The sequence below is a fragment of the Microbispora oryzae genome (assembly GCF_017896165.1).
GTDB classification, from domain to species: Bacteria; Actinomycetota; Actinomycetes; order Streptosporangiales; family Streptosporangiaceae; genus Microbispora; species Microbispora oryzae.
The window spans coordinates 95,921-113,265 of record NZ_JAFCNB010000010.1 but is presented as its reverse complement, the minus strand read 5'-3'; the positions used below and the strand labels follow the sequence as shown (position 1 = coordinate 113,265).

19 protein-coding genes are annotated in these 17,345 nt (G+C 67.9%); 14 read left to right on the top strand and 5 right to left on the bottom strand.

From position 1 onward, the window contains the following. Position 1 precedes the first annotated feature (1 nt). From JOL79_RS19430 to JOL79_RS19405, 6 genes are all read left to right on the top strand, one after another. Entirely contained in the window at positions 2–793 is a 792-nt protein-coding gene (locus JOL79_RS19430; RefSeq protein WP_210157266.1) for an alpha/beta fold hydrolase, read from the top strand. A gap of 104 nt (positions 794–897) precedes the next feature. Continuing rightward, entirely contained in the window at positions 898–1,620 is a 723-nt protein-coding gene (locus JOL79_RS19425; RefSeq protein WP_210157265.1) for an ABC transporter ATP-binding protein, read from the top strand. Further along, entirely contained in the window at positions 1,617–2,318 is a 702-nt protein-coding gene (locus tag JOL79_RS19420) for an ABC transporter permease (RefSeq protein ID WP_210157264.1), read from the top strand. The genes JOL79_RS19425 and JOL79_RS19420 overlap by 4 nt, the downstream gene beginning before the upstream one ends. A 10-nt stretch (positions 2,319–2,328) precedes the next feature. Beyond that, a complete protein-coding gene (locus tag JOL79_RS35495; RefSeq protein WP_210157263.1) occupies positions 2,329–3,471 on the top strand; it encodes a sensor histidine kinase in 1,143 nt (380 codons plus the stop codon). Continuing rightward, entirely contained in the window at positions 3,468–4,073 is a 606-nt protein-coding gene (locus tag JOL79_RS19410) for a response regulator transcription factor (RefSeq protein WP_210157262.1), read from the top strand. The genes JOL79_RS35495 and JOL79_RS19410 overlap by 4 nt, the downstream gene beginning before the upstream one ends. Positions 4,074–4,186: 113 nt before the next feature. Beyond that, the gene (locus tag JOL79_RS19405) at positions 4,187–4,999 is read left to right on the top strand and encodes an alpha/beta fold hydrolase (protein WP_230985078.1); all 813 of its coding nucleotides are present in this window, start codon (positions 4,187–4,189) and stop codon (positions 4,997–4,999) included. A 52-nt stretch (positions 5,000–5,051) separates the two neighbouring features. Here JOL79_RS19405 and JOL79_RS19400 read toward each other — a convergent pair whose 3' ends face one another. Then, the gene (locus JOL79_RS19400) at positions 5,052–5,912 is read right to left on the bottom strand and encodes a helix-turn-helix domain-containing protein (protein ID WP_210157261.1); all 861 of its coding nucleotides are present in this window, start codon (positions 5,910–5,912) and stop codon (positions 5,052–5,054) included. Between the two features lie 138 nt (positions 5,913–6,050). On the opposite strand from JOL79_RS19400, the gene JOL79_RS19395 reads away from it, so the two are divergent. The 4 genes from JOL79_RS19395 to JOL79_RS19380 all read left to right on the top strand — a co-directional run bounded on the left by JOL79_RS19395 (position 6,051) and on the right by JOL79_RS19380 (position 9,380). Beyond that, positions 6,051–6,806: an SDR family NAD(P)-dependent oxidoreductase gene (locus tag JOL79_RS19395; protein WP_210157260.1), complete on the top strand. Its 756-nt coding sequence runs from the start codon at positions 6,051–6,053 to the stop codon at positions 6,804–6,806. An 80-nt stretch (positions 6,807–6,886) separates the two neighbouring features. Further along, entirely contained in the window at positions 6,887–7,324 is a 438-nt protein-coding gene (locus tag JOL79_RS19390; protein WP_210157259.1) for a type II toxin-antitoxin system HicB family antitoxin, read from the top strand. A 230-nt stretch (positions 7,325–7,554) separates the two neighbouring features. Next, entirely contained in the window at positions 7,555–8,739 is a 1,185-nt protein-coding gene (locus JOL79_RS19385; RefSeq protein WP_210157258.1) for a hypothetical protein, read from the top strand. Next, a complete protein-coding gene (locus JOL79_RS19380) occupies positions 8,736–9,380 on the top strand; it encodes a 2'-5' RNA ligase family protein (RefSeq protein ID WP_210157257.1) in 645 nt (214 codons plus the stop codon). Before JOL79_RS19385 ends, JOL79_RS19380 begins: the two co-directional genes overlap by 4 nt. 101 nt (positions 9,381–9,481) lie before the next feature. Here JOL79_RS19380 and JOL79_RS19375 read toward each other — a convergent pair whose 3' ends face one another. From JOL79_RS19375 to JOL79_RS19360, 4 genes are all read right to left on the bottom strand, one after another. Then, complete coding sequence (locus JOL79_RS19375) at positions 9,482–10,291, bottom strand: ParB/RepB/Spo0J family partition protein (protein ID WP_210157256.1); 810 nt, start codon at positions 10,289–10,291, stop codon at positions 9,482–9,484. 18 nt (positions 10,292–10,309) lie between these two features. Beyond that, positions 10,310–10,663, bottom strand: coding sequence for a hypothetical protein (locus JOL79_RS19370; RefSeq protein WP_210157255.1), 354 nt, complete (start codon positions 10,661–10,663; stop codon positions 10,310–10,312). A 446-nt stretch (positions 10,664–11,109) separates the two neighbouring features. Then, positions 11,110–11,328, bottom strand: a complete 219-nt coding sequence (locus JOL79_RS19365) for a hypothetical protein (RefSeq protein ID WP_230985077.1) — start codon at positions 11,326–11,328, stop codon at positions 11,110–11,112. 125 nt (positions 11,329–11,453) lie between these two features. Beyond that, a complete protein-coding gene (locus JOL79_RS19360) occupies positions 11,454–11,675 on the bottom strand; it encodes a hypothetical protein (protein ID WP_210157253.1) in 222 nt (73 codons plus the stop codon). 205 nt (positions 11,676–11,880) lie between these two features. Here JOL79_RS19360 and JOL79_RS19355 point away from each other — a divergent pair, with 205 nt between their 5' ends. The 4 genes from JOL79_RS19355 (at position 11,881) to JOL79_RS19340 (ending at position 17,340) form a co-directional block, all read left to right on the top strand. Beyond that, on the top strand, positions 11,881–12,549 hold the full coding sequence (locus tag JOL79_RS19355) for a DUF5919 domain-containing protein (RefSeq protein ID WP_307848616.1): 669 nt from the start codon (positions 11,881–11,883) through the stop codon (positions 12,547–12,549). 140 nt (positions 12,550–12,689) lie between these two features. Further along, positions 12,690–15,779 (top strand): DEAD/DEAH box helicase, encoded by a 3,090-nt coding sequence (locus JOL79_RS19350; RefSeq protein ID WP_210157251.1) that lies wholly within the window; start codon positions 12,690–12,692, stop codon positions 15,777–15,779. A gap of 197 nt (positions 15,780–15,976) precedes the next feature. Further along, on the top strand, positions 15,977–16,666 hold the full coding sequence (locus tag JOL79_RS19345) for a hypothetical protein (protein ID WP_210157250.1): 690 nt from the start codon (positions 15,977–15,979) through the stop codon (positions 16,664–16,666). After that, complete coding sequence (locus tag JOL79_RS19340) at positions 16,663–17,340, top strand: DUF4166 domain-containing protein (protein WP_210157249.1); 678 nt, start codon at positions 16,663–16,665, stop codon at positions 17,338–17,340. Before JOL79_RS19345 ends, JOL79_RS19340 begins: the two co-directional genes overlap by 4 nt. The last annotated feature ends 5 nt before the right edge of the window (positions 17,341–17,345 follow it).

Below are 17,345 nucleotides of genomic sequence, written 5' to 3'. Positions count from 1 at the left end.
CATGACCGAGAACATCACGTCCGCGGACGGTACGACCCTCGCCGTCGACACGATCGGCCACGGCGCGCCGGTGATCCTCGTCGGCGGCGCGTTCAACGACCGCTCGACCGTGGCCGGGCTCGGGGCCGAGCTCGCGTCGTCGTTCACCGTGGTGACCTACGACCGCCGCGCCCGGGGAGCCAGCGACGACAAGAGCGACGACTACTCGGTGGCCAACGAGGTCGCCGACCTGGGGGCCGTCATCGACCACGTCGGCGGCCGGGCCTCGCTGTTCGGGCACTCCTCGGGGGCAGTGCTCGTGCTGGAGGGGGCCATGGGCGGGCTGCCCGTCGACCGGATCGCCGTCTACGAGCCGCCGTACTGCGCCGACGAGAACCAGCCCAGGCCGCCGGCCGACCTGTACGACCGGCTCGCGGCCCTGGTCGCCGCCGGTGACCGCGACGGCGCCACGGAACTGTTCCTCTGTGAGGCGGTCGGCGTACCGGCCGAAGTGATCCCCGGGATGAAGGCCGGGGAGGGGTGGTCGTTCATGGCCGGCAAGGCGCCGAGCCTGCCGTACGACATCCTGGTCAGCAAGCCCTGGCAGGTGATGCCGTTCGAGCGGCTCGCCCGGATCGGCGTGCCGGTGCTCGCGGTCTACGGCGACCAGACCTCGCCGCTCCTCGCCGAGGGGACGAGGGCGGTCGCGGCGACCGTGCCCGGCGCCGAACTGACGGTGATGCCCGGCGAGGACCACGCGGTGCTGCAGCGCCCGGCGGCGCTGGCGGCGATCCTGGCGAAGTTCCTCGGCTGAGCGGTCCGCCGGGCGGCTCCGGTTCCAGACCCGTGACATCTGTCGTGGCCGGGTCGTGACAGACGGCCGAGGTCCGCGCGGCGGCGGCGGCGGAGGCTTGCCGCATGGACATTCACGAAGGCGCCCCCGCCCTGTCCGTGGCGGGGCTGCGCAAGACGTACGGCGAGAACCGCGCGGTCGACGGAATCGACCTGGTGGTGGGCCGGGGGGAAGTGGTGGCCCTGCTCGGGCCCAACGGCGCGGGAAAATCCACCACGATCGACATGCTCGTCGGGCTCGCCCGCCCGGACGCCGGGGAGATCATGCTGTTCGGCGTGTCCCCCCGCGAGGCGGTGCGGCGCGGCATGGTCGGCGTGATGCCCCAGGAGGGCGCGCTGCTCGACGACGTGACCGTGGGCGAGACCGTGACACTGATCGCGTCCTTGCACCGCACGTCGATCCCTGTGGAGGAGGCGCTGCGCCGCGCCGGGGTGGCCGGCCTCGCCGACCGGCGGGCGGCCCGGCTGTCCGGCGGCCAGCGGCAGCGGGTGCGGTTCGCCATGGCGCTGGTGCCCGGCCCTGACCTGCTGGTGCTCGACGAGCCGACGGCGGCGATGGACGTCGAGGCCAGGCACGAGTTCTGGCAGTCGATGCACGCCTTCGCCGAGACCGGTCGCACCGTGCTGTTCTCCACGCACTACCTGGAGGAGGCCGAGGCGTACGCGGACCGGGTCGTGCTGATGCGGGCGGGCCGCGTCGCGGCCGACGGCCCCGTGTCCGCGGTCGGCGCGCTGGGCCTTGAGGACGCCTTCCTGCGCCTGACCGGAGCTTCGGAGACCGTGCGATGACCGGATACCTCGTGTTCGAGATCAGGCGGATTCTGCGCGACGCCAAGTTCCTGTTGTTCGCGGTCGCGCTGCCGGTGGGTCTCTACCTGCTGATGGCCGACCGTTTCATCGACCAGGGGGCGCCCGCGGCGTACGTCATGGGCGGCGTCGCGGCGTTCGGGGCGGTGAAGACGGCGCTCGACGTCGGCGCCCGCACGGCGGTGGAGCGCGGCATCGGCTGGCAGCGCCAGTTGCGGCTGACCCCGCTCAGCGGCGGCGGCTATCTGCTGGCCAAGGCGTCGGTGGCGATGGTCGTGGCGCTGCCCCCGGTGGCCGGGGTGTCGCTGGTCGCCGCGCTCGTCAGCGGGGTGCACCTGTCCGCCGGCGGGTGGGCGCTGGCCGTGCTCGGCGTGTGGGCGGGCGCGGTGCCGTTCGCCCTGCTCGGCCTGCTGATCGGTCAGTTCGCCACCGCCCAGAACCTGCAGGCGTACCAGGGTGCGGTGGTGCTGGTGCTCAGCTTCGTCGGCGGGCTGTTCATCCCGGTGAGCACGTTTCCGCAGGCGCTGGCGACGGTGGCCAAGGTCCTGCCGAGCTACTGGCTCGCGCAGGTCGGGCACGCCACCGCCCCCGGGCAGGCCGCGCTGGTCCTGGCGCTGTACACGCTCGTGCTGGGCGCCGCCGTGGCCGCCCGGTATCGCCTCGGCACTGCTCGGGCCTAGGGTGTTTGACGTGGGCGATCAGGGCGTATGGGGGCGTTCCGCCTGGCCGGTGTGGAACCCGGCCCGGGTGGGCTCCCGCTCTGCCCACATCCGCGGAATCATCGTGCTGTCGCTCCTCCTGCTCTGGCCGCTGTGGGAGGCGCTGGGACCGGACGGGGTGTGGCCGGACTCCCTGCCGCTGCGGATCGCGATCGGAGCCGTCACGGTCCTGTACGCCGCGGGCTGGCTCGGCGCCATGATCGCCGGGGTCCGCCTGCCGCCCCGGCGGCGGATCGTGCTCCTCGGGGCCCTGTTCGTGCTGGCGGCCGTGGCGGCCCTGCTGCGCGACGGCCCGTTCTTCCTCGGCCACGCCGGCGTTTTCGGCTTCGTGCTCGCGGTGGCGGCCTGGCTGCTCCCGGCCCGCTGGGGGGTGCTGCTCGGGCTGGCGACCTGGGCGGTTCAGGTGTTCGTGCATTGGGCCGCCCCCGGCCCCATGAGCTGGGGACAGGTGGGCGGGCTCGTCCCCGGGATCATCATTCCGGTGGCCGTGACGCTGCTGATCCGGCTCGTCGTCCAGCTCGGTCAGGCCCGCGAGGAGATCGCGGCACTGGCCGCGGCGGCGGAGCGCGACCGGCTGGCCAGGGACCTCCACGACGTGCTCGGGCACAGCCTGACCACGATCACCGTGAAGACCGGCCTGGCCCGCCGGGTGCTGGAGAGCGGCGGTGACCCGGAACGCGCGCTCACCGAGCTGCGCGACGTCGAGCGGTTGTCCCGGCAGGCGCACAACGAGGTGCGCCTGACCGTGGCGGGCCGCCGCCGGCCGTCCCTCGCCGCCGAGCTCGCGGGGGCCCGCGCCGCGCTGCGAGCCGCCGGGATCAGCCCGATCCTCCCGCCGTCCGCGGACCGCGTCCCGGCCGAACTGGCCGAGCCCTTCGCGTACGTCCTGAGAGAGGGAGTCACCAACGTGATCCGGCACAGCGGCGCGACGCGGTGCGAGGTGCTGTTCGGAGACGACTGGCTGGAGGTGCGCGACAACGGCCCCGGGCGGAACGCGGCGGGCCCGGGCAACGGCCTGACCGGTCTGGCCGAACGGCTGCGCGCCGTCGGCGGAAAGGTCGAAGCGGGCCCGCTCCCCGCCGGCGGCTTCCGGCTGCGGGCGAGCCGCGCATGATCAGGGTGCTGCTCGCCGACGACCAGGCGCTCGTACGCGGCGCCCTGGCGGCGATGCTCGCGCTGGAGCCCGACATCGAGGTGGTGGCCCAGGTCGGCTCGGGCGAGGAGGTGCTCGAGGCCGCGCGCCGGACCGTCCCCGACGTGGCGCTGCTCGACGTGCAGATGCCGGGCAGGGACGGCCTGGAGGTCACCGCCGATCTGCGCGCCGCGCTCCCGTCGTGCCGGGTGGTGATCTGTACGACCTTCGGGCGGCCTGGTTACTTCGCCCGTGCCATGGAGAACGGCGCCTCGGGCTTCGTCGTGAAGGACGCGCCGCCCGAGCACCTGGTCGACACGGTGCGCCGGGTCCACGCGGGCCTGCGCGTGGTCGATCCCGCCCTTGCCGCCGAGTCGCTCGCCAGCGGATCGAGCCCGCTGACCGCTCGGGAGCGCGACGTCCTGCGCGCGGCCCGGCAGGGCGGCACCGTGGCGGAGATAGCGCGGAGCCTGCACCTGTCAGCCGGGACCGTACGCAACCACCTGTCGGCGGCGATCGGCAAGACCGGCGCCGGCACCCGCGCCGAGGCCGCGCTCATAGCCGACGAGCACGGCTGGCTCTAGGCGGCCGTCGGCCGTATCCGGAGGCACGCGCGGTTCGCCGCCGGCCCTCTGCTGGTATGCCGGAGTTCCTCCACCGGATGGCTCGCTTCCAGGCGCTTGGCTAAGTTGTCGGCATGGAGGCAGAGGTCGGCGGCGCAGCGGTGCATTACGTCGAGCACGGCAGCGGAACTCCTGTGGTGGTGTTGCACGGGGCGGGGGTGGACCATCGCGAGATGGTCGGTTCCCTGGAGCCGGCGTTCCGCGACATGCCTGGCTATCGGCGCGTCTACGCGGATCTGCCCGGCATGGGCCGCACTCCGGTGCCGGATTGGTTCCGCGGCTCCGACGACGTCCTCGATCTCGTGCTCGGCCTGATCGACGCCGTCGTGGGCGACGAGAGGTTCGCTGTCGTCGGCCACTCCTTCGGCGGTTATCTGGCCGAGGGCGTCGCGCACCGGCGTCCGGCCCAGGTCGCGGGGCTCGCGCTGATCTGCCCCGTCGGTGAGGAGGCGCGTGAAGTGCCGCCCCATGCGGTCCTGCGCGCCTCGGTCGACGTGACCGATGCGCTGAGCCCGGCCGAGCAGGCCCAGTTCCGGGACTACTTCGTCGTGCAGACGCCCGCCACCCTGGAGCGGTTCCGGGAGTACGTGGCTCCGGCCCTGCCCCTCGTCGACCAGGACGGCCTTGGACGGATGTCCGAACAGTGGCGGCTGAGCGGCACTTCCGGGGACGCGCCGCCGTACATGGGCCCGACGCTGATCCTCGCCGGACGGCAGGACGCCACGGTGGGGTACGCCGGTGCGTGGGAGCTGGCGGAGCGATATCCGCATGCCACGTACGCCGTCCTGGACCGGGCCGGCCACGCGCTGCCGCACGAGCAGGCCGGGCTGTTCACCGCCCTCATCACCGAATGGCTCGACCGGGTGGGCGAGCGTCTCGCCGCGTGAGCGCCGTCGTCACCGGCCGCAGCCGTACTCAAGCGCGCTCACCGTGCCGCCATCAGCCCGTGACGGCGCGAAGGGCGCCGGGGTGGCGGCCGGTGAGGCGGTCGAGCCTGGCGGCGGTGGCGTCGTCCGCGGGGAGATAGGCGATCAGGAGCTGGTTGTCGTCGTCGGACAGGCCGAGGGTCTCGTAGGCCAGCCGCAGTTCGCCCGCCTCCGGATGCGCCAGCCGTTCGAGGCCGGTGCGCCTGGACGGTCCGGGCGGAGTCGCCAACCGGTCGGTGAAGGGCGCCCCGACGGCGAGGGTCAGTTCGTTGACGAGGTGCTCGACGTGCGGGTCCTCCCGGGAGACCCCTATTTTCAGCCCGGCGAGCCGCTCGCCGGCGACCCGGTCCCACTCGGGATACGCGGCTCTGGCCCGGGGGTCGGCGAAGACGTACCGCACCAGGTTGGGCGGCCGGCGGTCCAGCAATCCGATGGGGCCGGCGAGCCGCTCGTAGCCGTTCGTGTGGGCGAGCACGTCACCGAGCCGGTTGACGACCAATGCCGGGGCAGGTTCGAGCCGGTCGAGCAGTGCCCGGACGGTGGGACGGACCGACTGCGCGGGCGGTCCCTGGCACGGGCCGACGAGCCGGCCGGCGCCATCGGCCGCCTTGAAATGGTGGAGCAGATGGAGGCGGTCGTCGGCGGACAGGCGCAACGCGTCGGCGAGGGCGGCGAGCACGGGCACCGAGGGGTGCCGATCACGTCCCTGCTCAAGCCGGGTGAGGTATTCGACGCTGATCCCGGCGAGCGTGGCCAGTTCGGAACGGCGAAGGCCGGGGGTGCGGCGCCGGCCGCTGCCGGGCAGCCCGACCTCGGTGGGGGTGACGGCCTCGCGACGGGCCCGCAGAAACTCGCCCAGAGTGTTGTCGCTCACGATTCGCAGGCTACCGAGTGGCCGTGTTTCCGATCGTGGCCCTGCGGGGGCCAGTCTCGGCCCGGTCTCCCTCCCGTGGTTCCTGCCGCCGGATCCTCGGTCTTGCTCAAGGTTTCCGCTGTCGTGAGGAGCATTGGAATGGATCTGGGACTCACCGGCCGCACGGTCATCGTGACGGGGGCCTCCGGCGGCATCGGCCGCGAGATCGCCCGCGGGTTCGCCGCAGAAGGGGCCGACGTGGTTCTCACCTATCACCGTGCGCAGGCGGGCGCGGAACTGCTCGCCAAGGAGATCGGCGGGCGCTCGCTCGTCGCCCCGTACGAGCTGGACGACGAGGACGCGGCCCGCGGCCTGGTCGAGACCGTGCTGGAGTGGTCCGGCCGGATCGACGTGCTGGTCAACAACGCCGTGCGCTGGGGCGCCGCCGAGCCGGCCGCGAACCTTCCCTTCGAGGCCGTGCCCGACGAGAGGTGGCAGAAGGTGATCCGGGCCAACGTCGAGGGCGCGCTCCGGCTCAGCCGGGCGGTCGTCCCGTCGATGCGGGAGCGTGGCTGGGGACGGCTGGTGCACATCTCGTCGAGCATCGCGGTCGACGGCATGCCCGGCGGAGAGTACTACGGGGCGGCCAAGGCGGCACTGCACGGTTTCAGCAGGTCCGCCGCGTTCGGGCTCGGGAAGGACGGCGACATCCTGTCCAACGTCGTCATGCCCGGATTCACCAGGACCGAGACCAACGTCGCGATGGTCGAGCAGGCGGGCGGGCACTACAGCGCGCGGGCCCCGATCGGCCGCCTACTCGACGCCGCCGAGGTCGCGGGCGCCGTCGTCTACCTGGGCTCGGCCGCCAACACCGGCATCACCGGACAGGCCATCAAGGTGACCGGCGGCGCCTGACCGTCGAACGAAGAGTAGTAGTCGGCGTACGTGAGGCACCTCCAGATCCGATACTGGCGGTCGGACGAGGAGGAACCGGCATGGAATCGCATTGCGCCAGCTCCGCAGGCGAGCTTCTTCACGCGGTCGAGCGGGGCCGGAGCGTGACGGTGCGCGCTGGCGACCGGACCATGGCGGTCGTGGACGGCGAGCGGCTCCGTGACTTCCTGGCTCGCTTCTGCCCGGCCGAAGCCCGGGTCGTGGCAGAGGACGGCAGGTGGTCGGTCTTCATTCCCGGCCTGCCGGTGGCCGCCGACGGCTCGACATACGACGAGGCGATCGACGAGATGGGCAACGCCCTCCGGGAGTACGCCGAGGACTGGCAGGAGCACCTTGCGGATACGGCCAACCACCGGGGCAACTGGGCCCTGGTGCAGATGATCTGCCTGAGCAGCGAGGACCAGCTTCGGGAATGGCTGACGATCCACCGCCCGGTTCCCGAGGCGGGGCAGCAATATGCAACCCGGGACAGGGGCTAAGGAGCCGAGGCAAGGGCGGCCAGGGTCCTTGTAGGCGTGGACCCGCTCTGTTTCACCTGCTATGACAGCGCTGCGTAACCTTCCCGGCACAGGTGCGGATGGGGGAAACTGAGGGCGGCCAGGATCGCCCCCGGATCCGAGCAGAGGTGCAGGCGATGAGCGACGACCTTCCGCGATGGGCCGTACGGCTACGCGCCGAGCGGCGTGACAGGTTGTGGAGTCAGCGTGAGATGGCTCGCCGCCTGGTCGAGGCCGCCGATGGAGACATTCGTGCCCGCCTGCCGTCTCGGGAGACCATGATCCGCCGGATCAAGGCGTATGAGGCCGGGCACAACCAGCCCGGCGACCCCTACCGGGTCCTGTACGCCCGAGCCCTCGGGCTCAGCGAGGCCAACCTGTTCGGTGAGCCGGTTCCCACGGGTGACCTTTCATCCGTGGAGAGCGAGGCGATCGATTTCATGGCCTGGCTTGAGCAGACCAACGTAGGCGACAGCACGATCGGAATGCTCGCCGAGGAGACGGAACGTCTCCAGGAAACCCACGCGCATGTCGCTCCGAGGCGGGTGCTCGCCGATGTCATGCGCCTTGAGCGGCAAACTCGCCTGCTCGTCCGAGGGGGCAGGCAGAGGCTCCGCCAGACCCGTGAGCTGTTCCGCATCGAGGCCGAGTTGCTGGGCCATGCCTGCATCCTTCTTGGCGACCTGCATCGCAACACCGCCGCCATCAGCCACGGCACGGCCGCCGTGGTCTGTGCCGAGGAAGCCGGTGTGGGGCCAGCCGCCGCGCTCAGTGCCCAGGCGAAGACCGAACGATGGCGGGGGCGGCTCGCTGTGTCGGCCAACCTCGCACGGCAAGGGTACGAGTGCAGTCCGCCGACCCAGCTCCGAGTGCTGCTCGCCAGTCAGGAGGCGAATGCCGCGGGCCTGCTCGGAGACAGGCGGCGGGCGCAGGAAGCTCTGACGCGTGCCGAAGAGGCCGCCCAGGGTCGGCTCTCCCAAGACTCCGGCATATCGCCCTGGTCGTGTCCGCGCCCCCGGCAGGCGCTGTACGCGCTCTCGGTCGCCCTGCGGGCCGGCAATCCCGAGCAAGCTCTTCAGGCCGCCCGCATGGCAGAGTCGGCTTGGGCATCCGGCGACCCCCGCGTACCCGCCACTTGGGCGCAGATCAGGTTCGGAGCTGCCAACGCCTACGCCATGATGGGCGACCTTCATGGTGCCGCCGAGCAGATCGCGCCCGTGATGAGCATGCCGCCGGAGCTCCGCATGTCCACCGTGACGAACTACCTCGTGGAATTGGACGCGCGATTGGATGATCAGCGGTTCCAGGGCTCCGATGTCGCAGCGACCCTCCGAGACCAGATCCGCGACTTCACTTCCGTCGCCCTGTCGGCGGTCGGTTCTGGGGAGAACGCGTGAGCCCCCTGCCGCAGTTCATGGCTGACCGCTGGGGGAGACGCGAGATGCTCCCTCGGGGGAAGGGGCGTATCTACTGGCACGTCCTGTTCCGCGATCACCCTCAGGTTCAGGCGATGGTGAGCGAGGCGCATCGACGGTTGGCGGGGGTAGAGGGGCTTGATCCGGTGCCGTACGAGTGGCTGCACCTGACAACACTCGTCGTCGGCCTGACGGACGAGATCACGCAGGAGCAGCTCACCGCACTGATCGGCGAGGCTCGGAAACACCTGGCGGAGGTGCGGCCTATCACTGTGACGTTCGGCCGCGTGCTCTACCACCCTGAGGCGATCGCCGTGGAAGCGCGTCCCGTGGCGGTCCTGGCGCCGATGCTCGACGCCGTACGGGCCGCCACACGCGCCGCGACCGGCCGCGACGGCGAGTTGGGCGCCGATCCCTGGATCCCTCACGTCACCGTCGCCTACAGCAGCGCGGAACAGCCCGCCGCCCCCGTCATCGCGGCCCTGGGCCGCCACCTACCGGACTGCGAGGTCACGATCCGGGGCATCAGCCTGGTCCTCCAGGACGGCCCCGAATACCTCTGGGCCTGGCGCCCGCGCGCAGAAGTCCCCCTTGGCACTCCGGCTGATGGGAACGGCCTATAGGGCCCCGGCTGGTTGAGGCCGCAGATAGTTACTCGTCTCTGCCGTGACTCAGATGACCCGCAGTACAATCTGCACTTCACTAAGTGACGACCAGTCGCGAATTAACCGATGCGGTTATTGGCGCTGCGCCCCTTGTTCCAAGCTTCAACGACCATTTGATAGCACTGACTCTCGCGCGACCCAGTGCCGCTGTTGTTGTAACCGCCGTTTGAGGCCCGCGTCAACGCTTCAGAGCGCCAGCGTGCCGCCATGCCCCGCTTGAGTAGTCTCTTCGCGAGGTCCTCGTCATCGATACCGGAACCGTGGCGGGACAGGAACATCGCTACGCCACCCAGAATCACGCCGTCCCAGGATTCCTTGTTCCTACCCCAGGCGGCCTGCACCACCTGCAACGTTCGGTCCAGAACCTCTGGCCCGTACTGCTTGGTGATGCGCAGCACAGCGGAGACCGCACCCACACTGTTCGTTGAACTTGAACCCAGCTTGAGCTCATGGCTGTTGAGTACTCGGTCGACGTTCACGCAAAGCGCGTCTCCGGCGGTCAAGCCGACTTTGTACTCGTCCAGAGTGCTGACCTTAGCTGACTCCCGGTTCTTGATGAGGAAGAGCGTCGCCTCCTGCTGCTGGGTGAGGCCATAGTGGATCTCTGCCTTGATGGTCTGGAGGCCTCGGAGCCTGCAGGCCTCAGTGCGGTGCATGCCGTCAACCACGTACCGGCCGCCGTCAGCTCGCTCCGAGACCACGATCGAGCCGAGCGCGTCCACGATCAGGCCGTCAGCGATGCCTTTCGCTCGCTTCAGGTTGAGTCCGCGCTGTGCGTCTTCGTCGATCTTGAGCGAGTCAATGTCCACCTCAACGCCGTACTCAACTCGATGGTCCGGGAGTTCGTACTGGAAGCGAGACTTGGGCATAGGGCCAGACCTCCTTGTCTAAAGCTGCTTGAGCTGCTGTTTTGTCGATTCGAGAGGCGTCTCAAGCGGAAGGGGAACGCGCTTGAGAAACTCGGTCGCAACCTTCTCGCTGGTCGTTGACACCGTCCTGCGCGTGCTTCCGTTCCGCTCGTCGTAGTGCAGGACAACTGGAAGCGATTGCCATTTGTTTCTGGCAGCTCTGTGCTGTCTCCCCTTGTCAACCATCGTTTCGGCCCATGCCCCCATGACTGCAAGGGCAGGTACAGCGGCCCATGCAAGCAGGTCGTGCTTCCACTCGGTGGCGAGGTTCACAGCGATGGCCAGGCTGGCTGCGGTAAGAGCGCACCAAAGTTTCCGCGCCTTGAGGTTCATGTCTGATGGCCTATCAGGACGGCTTCTCGGTTAGGAGGCCGTCCTGTGTCCGTGCTCAACACCGCTCAGGCCCGTTCCGGGCACTTTAGCCGCCGCCTTACCGATGTACAACTAGAACTAATGCCTACTCTTGCGCCTGGAATCTATAAATCAGATCAAAATCGGGACAAATCACCACTGTGCAATCGTCCGGCATGCGGAAACGCCTGTTGATAACAAAGAGGTAACGCTGCCGTTGTCGTTGTGATGAGCTGAGCCGGTCGGGAGCCCAACCGGCTCGGGCCTCAGAGAGCGGGGGGAATCCTTGGCCGCACAGTAACGGTCGGTCATTCAGGATCCGGGGATAGGCGCCCTCAACTCGGCGGACGCCGCTGGGCCGGCTATCAGTCGATCTACGCCAGCTCGGAGCCCCTGCGTGAGGAGTCGGTGCGGTTCCGTTGAAAGGGTTATCGGGCGCGGCCGAGCAGCAGTTCCGTCCACAGTGGGCGCTTCCGCGCATGCGGCAGGCGTTCGGTCTCGTGGATCTTCGGCTGGTCGCCGCTCCGGTCCGTACGGCGGACGAACAGCAGCCCGCCGGAGGCGCACAGTTCATACGCCAGCGGCGAGCAGTAGTCGCAGGTGTGGGCCACGATCCGGACCCGGGCAGTGCGTCGGGTCTCGCGCATCCACCGGATCGCGACGTGCCCCGGCTGCTCCGGAGCCACATGCAACGCGGGACAGCCGGGGTCGACCTGGGCCCAAGCGTCAAGCGCACGGACAGCGGATGCTCGGAGGGCAGATGCGCCGCCTCTCACTGGGGCGGCAACCGTGCGGCGAGCTCTTCCTGATCGCGGAGTTGCGCAACGAGTTGGTCGGCGTCGTCAGCGTCGATGGTGTGGCTCAGCCCGTGATTTAGCTGCGCGTCGGTGAGCCGCCGATTGCGCGTGGCCCATAGGCGATCCGCCGAACTCCGCCAGATCGTCCAGCGAGGGAACGCGGCCTGCAGATCCTCAAAGGTTGTCGTCGTGGACATGGCGGCAGCATGACGTACCGTGTCGGGGCATTCACACCGCGTTCTCGGGACGCGCGGGACGTTCCGCGTTACCGTCTAGATACGTCCTCAACGTCCTTCCGATTCGAGGTCACTGGTGGCAAACGACTCCCTGCGCCAAGCCATGTCCAGTGCGAGACTTACCGAAAGGGACCTCGCGCTGCGATGCGAGGTTGACGTTAAGACGGTGTCCCGCTGGCTGACTGACGAGGCGCGCATGCCGCACCCACGTCATCGGTGGGCCGCTGCCGAAGCGTTGGGAGTGGATGAGTCCGTGTTATGGCCCGAGGCGATAAGGAACACGGTCAAGACCGGCCCCGATCGGGAAGTAGTGTCGGTCTACCCCTACCGATCAGCCTGCCCGAAGAGCGTGTGGCGAGCGCTCATCACCGAGGTGAAGTCGAGCATCACCCTGGCCGGATACACGAACTACTTTCTCTGGCTTGAGCACCCCAATCTGGCAAAGGTGCTCAAGCGCAAAGCCGAACAGGGCTGTCACGTCCGTTTCCTGATCGGTGACCCAGAGAGTGAGGTCACTCGCCGACGGGAGGAAGCCGAAGCTGTCCCACTCACAGTGTCCACTCGGATCCGTATCACGCTGGCCGAGATGGACCAACTCAAGGGCGTGCCCGGCATCGAGGCACGGTTCGGCGACGAACACATCGCCATGTCGGCGTTTCAGTTCGACGACGAGATGCTTGTCACCCCACACCTGGCCAAGCTGGTCGGCCATGACTCCCCGATGCTGCACCTCAAGCGCTACCAGGACGACGGCCTCTTCGACCGCTTCGCGTACCACGTCGAAGAGCTGTGGTCCGCCGGCCGAGACATCTGGCTGGAAGCGCCTGCGGGATGACGTCGCCCCTGATGACCCGATGAATGGGAATGTGCGGTGACTTATCTGATCACGTGTTTGTGATACTTGAGCGGGTGTTTCCAAATACGATGATCGCCTGCGGTGCGCCTGCAGCGCAGACCTAGTCACAAGGACATGTTGTGGACGACGCCCCGATCACTGGTCTATACGATTCCTTGCTCACCGACAAGCTCGCCAAAAGCGTCGATGCGTGGCGGCAGACGGGACACCTCGTGGAGGTGTCGGAAGTCGACAAAGAGGAGATCGCTCACCTGCTGGGCCGTTTCGTCGGGGAAACGGCGGCCCGCGCCTTGGCCATGCTGAGAGAGCCCCAAGAGCAGGTTGAGCTGGTCAATCGGCTACTGAGCCAACTGACGGAACCCGAAGAAGCTGTGGCAGATAAGCCGAGCAGGCTGTTGTCGATCGTGAGGGATAGCCCGGGGACGATCTTCCCGGCGCGCCCCTCGACCTCGCTGTCGGAAGCGGCCTTGCTGACCAACGCTCGCGAGGATCCCAACCTGGCGCACGAGTTGGCAGCCGAGTTAGCCACCGCCGACCGGGTGGACTTGTTGTGCGCCTTCGTCAAGTGGTCGGGGCTGCGAATTTTAGAACGCTCCCTCGCCGAGTTGCAGCGTCGAGGTGTTTCTCTGAGAGTGATCACTACGACGTATATGGGGGCAACCGAGCGCCGTGCGCTGGACCGGCTGGTGCGGGACTTCGGCGCCGAGGTGCGCGTCAGTTACGAGCAGAACTCAACCCGCCTGCACGCCAAGGCATGGTTGCTGCGCCGTCGCACCGGATTCGATACCGCCTATGTCGGCAGCTCCAACCTTTCCCGGGCGGCACTGTTGGATGGGCTGGAATGGAACGTCCGGCTTTCATCAGTGACCACCGCTCGGCTGCTTGACAAGTTCGAGGCTACCTTCGACTCCTACTGGAATCGGGCCGAGTTCGAGTCTTACGACCCGACGGTTGACGGAGACCGCTTGGATGAGGCGCTGTCTCGGTCGAAGGTAGGCAAGCAGCTTTTTGATATTCCTGCGTTGGTGCCACACCCGTTTCCACACCAGCGCGAGATGCTAGAGGACCTGGATGTTGAGCGCACCATCCGTGGCCGGCATCGCAACCTCCTCGTCGCCGCTACCGGCACTGGTAAGACGGTGGTGGCCGCCTTTGACTACCGCAACCTGCAGCAACGGCTGGGCCGTCAGCCATCATTGCTATTCGTAGCGCACCGGCGTGAGATCCTCGCTCAGGCACTGCGCACGTATCGGCAGGTGCTGGCCGTGCCAGACTTCGGTGAGTTGCATGTGGGCGAGGATCGTTCGCGAAGTTGGCGGCATGCTTTCGCCAGCGTGCAGTCACTCACCGCCATGGGAATCGAGTCCTTGGATCCTGAGCATTTCGACGTAGTGGTCATCGATGAATTTCACCACGCGGCAGCTCGTACCTATCGACGGATCATCAATCACCTCAAGCCCAAGGAACTGCTGGGACTCACCGCGACCCCGGAACGCGCCGACGGTACCTGGGTTCAGGACGAGTTCTTCGAGGGCCGTATCGCCTCGGAGTTGCGCCTATGGGACGCGCTGGACGCCGACCTTCTCTGTCCGTTTCACTACTTCGGTATCAACGACGAAACCGACCTGTCCGGAATTGGATGGTCACGCGGCTCCTATGATAGCCACGCGCTCGACAACATGTTCACTGGTGACGATGCCCGTGCCCGTCTGGTGGTCAACGCCCTGAAGGACAAGGTCAGTAACTTAGCCGCTGTTCGTGGATTGGGCTTCTGCGTATCAGTACGGCATGCGCAGTTCATGGCCGAATTCTTCACCAAGGCGGGGTTGCCTTCTCTTTCGGTGGACGGCTCGACCGATGACGTCGCCCGAAAGGACGCACTGCGGTTGCTGCGGGATGGCGAGGTTCGCTTCCTGTTCGCGGTTGACCTGTTCAACGAGGGTCTAGACGTCCCGGACGTGGACACGCTGTTGCTATTGCGGCCGACCGAGAGTGCCACTGTTTTCCTTCAGCAACTTGGCCGAGGACTTCGTCGTACCCCCGGCAAAGAGGTGCTTACGGTGCTGGACTTCGTCGGCCAACACCGTAAGGAGTACCGCTTCGCTAACCGATTTCAGGCGTTGACCGGGTTCGCGCGGGGGAGGCTAGACAAGCAGGTCAGGGACGACTTTCCGCTGCTGCCATCCGGCAGCCAGATTGTACTGGACCGCGTGACGAAGGATCGGCTGCTAGCCGAGCTCAAGATTCATCTCGCAGCGACCGTTAACACGCTGACGCAGGAGATCCGCTCTAGCGCGGAAAGGTCGCTTATCGCGTACCTCGAGGAGAGCGGGCGCGATATCGGCGACCTATATCGCAATCGAAGGTACTGGACATCGCTCCTCCGTCGGGCCTCTCTGCTGCCCGAGTCCGGCTCCCCGCTAGAGGAGGCGCTTGGCCGACGGATCCGGGCACTTTTGCACGTGGGCGACCGCCGTCGTGCCGAAGCGTATGCCCGACTGCTGAGCGCCGATTGCCCGCGCTATGCGGACTGCTCACCTTCGTATCAGGCCTTTGCACGGATGCTGTTCTTTTCCTTCTGGCGGGACGGTGGTGACTTCTCCTCCTACGATGAGGCGCTAGTACGGCTACGCGGGGAGAGCACTCTTTGCGAGGAGATCCGCCAGGTTCTTGCCTACGGTGTCGACCGCACACGGCATGTGGCCCGTCGGCTCGGTCCGAGTCTCGACGCCGTGCCGCTCTCGGTCAACGCCCGCTATTCCGCGGAGGAAGTGCTGGCCGCGATTGGCTGGGCATCCCTGGGAGGGCTGCTACCGTCCACGATGCGCGAGGGTGTTGCGTGGAGTCCTGTCACTAAGTGCGATGCCCTGTTCGTCACCCTGCATAAGAACGAGGCGGAGTTTTCCCCGCAGACCATGTACCGGGATTACGCGCTCACCCCAAGGCTTTTCCATTGGGAGTCACAGAACCGGACCAGTTCCCACTCTGCTACAGGTCTGCGCTATCAGAAACATGAGACCGGGGGTAGCCACGTGCTCTTGTTCACCCGGGAGCGGAAGGAGAACGACAACGGCCACCCCGAACCTTTCGTTTTTCACGGAACTGCACGATACGTCGAACATCGAGGTGATCGCCCGATGGCCATCACCTGGAGACTCGACGAGGAAATGCCTGCCGACCTATTTCGGAGGGCTGCCATAGCCGGCTGACGTCGGCGTCTGCACGCCGCCGTGGACGCCTGTGCGTATCTGCGCATGCCGGCCCGCGGCGCGTCATCGATCCGCGGTGACTCTTTGGCGTGCCGCCCTCCGCCTGAGCACCTTCCGCATGCTCTGATGCGACTTGAGCGATCGCTTAAATCGGCTTACCCTCGGGTTTGAGCGGTCGCTCAAACTTTGGAGGGCTCATGGGTCGCTTCGTCTACGTGGAGTGTCTGATCAAGGCGGACATCGAGGAGCTGTGGCGACGGACGCAGCGACCTGACCTGCATCAACGCTGGGACTTGCGGTTCGCCGAGATTGACTACCTGCCACGTGCCGACGGTCAGCCCCAGCGCTTCCGGTACGCCTTGCGACTCCTGCCCGGGCTGGTCATCACCGGTGCCGGTGTCACCGCCGGGGAGCGTCACGACACCGGCGGAAGGACGTCGGCGCTGCGGTTCGCCTCGGCCCACCCGTTCTCGCTGATCCGCTGGGGCTCCGGCTACTGGCGCTACATGCCCACCGACGACGGTGTCCGGTTCGTAACCCGGTACGGCTATCGCCCTGGCTGGGGGAAGGCCGTCGACCTCGTGTTCCGGCCGCTCATCGGCTGGGCGACGGCCTGGTCCTTCGACCGGCTCCGTATCTGGCTGGAGACGGGACGGACGCCCGAGCGCTCCCTGTGGCAGGCCCTCGCCGAAACCTGCCTGCGTACGTTCACCGCGGCTGTAGCCGTCGCGGCGACTCCGGCGGCCGTCGCCTGCGTGGTCGTCGCCGGGGTCGTCCTCCTGCCGCCGCTCCCGTCGACCCCTGCGGCCCGCCGATGCCTGCGCCGTCCGCCCGACCGGCCGGTGGTAACAGCCCCACACCCTCTGACCCATCTGGAGACGCTGTGACCTCGATCTTCGAACGTGCCCTCGGGGCCGACTTCGCCCGCCTGCATCCGCAACTGCGGCAGCGGCTCGGCGTCAGCGTCACCGATGGGCGGGCCTGCCTCGGCACTGGGGTGATGGAGCACATCTGGCATGCCCGGTTCACCCGGCCGTTCCTGGCCCTCGGCGCGAAGCGCAACATCCTCGTCCCCGAGCAGGGCCGGCAGGTGCCGTTCACGATCGAGAACTATCCGTACGTCGACTCCTACGGACGGGAGACGGTCACGTTCGTCCGCACCTTCGACCTGCCCGGCCGACGCAGGCGGTTCGACGCGACTATGGTGTACGACCTCGAAGGAGACGGCGTCGTCGACTACCTGGGCTGCCACCAGCATCTGGCCGTAGACCTCGACCTGCGGGTCGACGAGCTGGGCGGCCTGGTCATCCGGTCCGGCGAGTTTCGCCTGCACGAGGGCTGGTTCTCGTGCCGCCTCCCCGAGCTCATGACCGGCACCGCCGTCGTCAGGGAGTCGTACGACGACGACGCGGGGCGGTTCCGGATCGGAGTCACGGTCTCCCACCCCAGGCTGGGTCCCCTTTTCGGCTACCGAGGCACCTTCAGCGCCCGCTACGTCGACATCACCGAACACGGCGTGCCCGATACGGTGAAGCCGCGGCGCGAAGAGGTACGCCGCTGAAGGGG

Bases quoted from the DNA above. Each gene is read 5' to 3' on its own strand.
- JOL79_RS19430 (WP_210157266.1), top strand. From the start codon at position 2: ATGACCGAGAACATCACGTCCGCGGACGGTACGACCCTCGCCGTCGAC.
- JOL79_RS19425 (WP_210157265.1), top strand. From the start codon at position 898: ATGGACATTCACGAAGGCGCCCCCGCCCTGTCCGTGGCGGGGCTGCGC.
- JOL79_RS19420 (WP_210157264.1), top strand. From the start codon at position 1,617: ATGACCGGATACCTCGTGTTCGAGATCAGGCGGATTCTGCGCGACGCC.
- JOL79_RS19410 (WP_210157262.1), top strand. From the start codon at position 3,468: ATGATCAGGGTGCTGCTCGCCGACGACCAGGCGCTCGTACGCGGCGCC.
- JOL79_RS19405 (WP_230985078.1), top strand. From the start codon at position 4,187: ATGGAGGCAGAGGTCGGCGGCGCAGCGGTGCATTACGTCGAGCACGGC.
- JOL79_RS19395 (WP_210157260.1), top strand. From the start codon at position 6,051: ATGGATCTGGGACTCACCGGCCGCACGGTCATCGTGACGGGGGCCTCC.
- JOL79_RS19390 (WP_210157259.1), top strand. From the start codon at position 6,887: ATGGAATCGCATTGCGCCAGCTCCGCAGGCGAGCTTCTTCACGCGGTC.
- JOL79_RS19385 (WP_210157258.1), top strand. From the start codon at position 7,555: ATGGCTCGCCGCCTGGTCGAGGCCGCCGATGGAGACATTCGTGCCCGC.
- JOL79_RS19375 (WP_210157256.1), bottom strand. From the start codon at position 10,291: ATGCCCAAGTCTCGCTTCCAGTACGAACTCCCGGACCATCGAGTTGAG.
- JOL79_RS19370 (WP_210157255.1), bottom strand. From the start codon at position 10,663: ATGAACCTCAAGGCGCGGAAACTTTGGTGCGCTCTTACCGCAGCCAGC.
- JOL79_RS19365 (WP_230985077.1), bottom strand. From the start codon at position 11,328: ATGCGCGAGACCCGACGCACTGCCCGGGTCCGGATCGTGGCCCACACC.
- JOL79_RS19360 (WP_210157253.1), bottom strand. From the start codon at position 11,675: ATGTCCACGACGACAACCTTTGAGGATCTGCAGGCCGCGTTCCCTCGC.
- JOL79_RS19345 (WP_210157250.1), top strand. From the start codon at position 15,977: ATGGGTCGCTTCGTCTACGTGGAGTGTCTGATCAAGGCGGACATCGAG.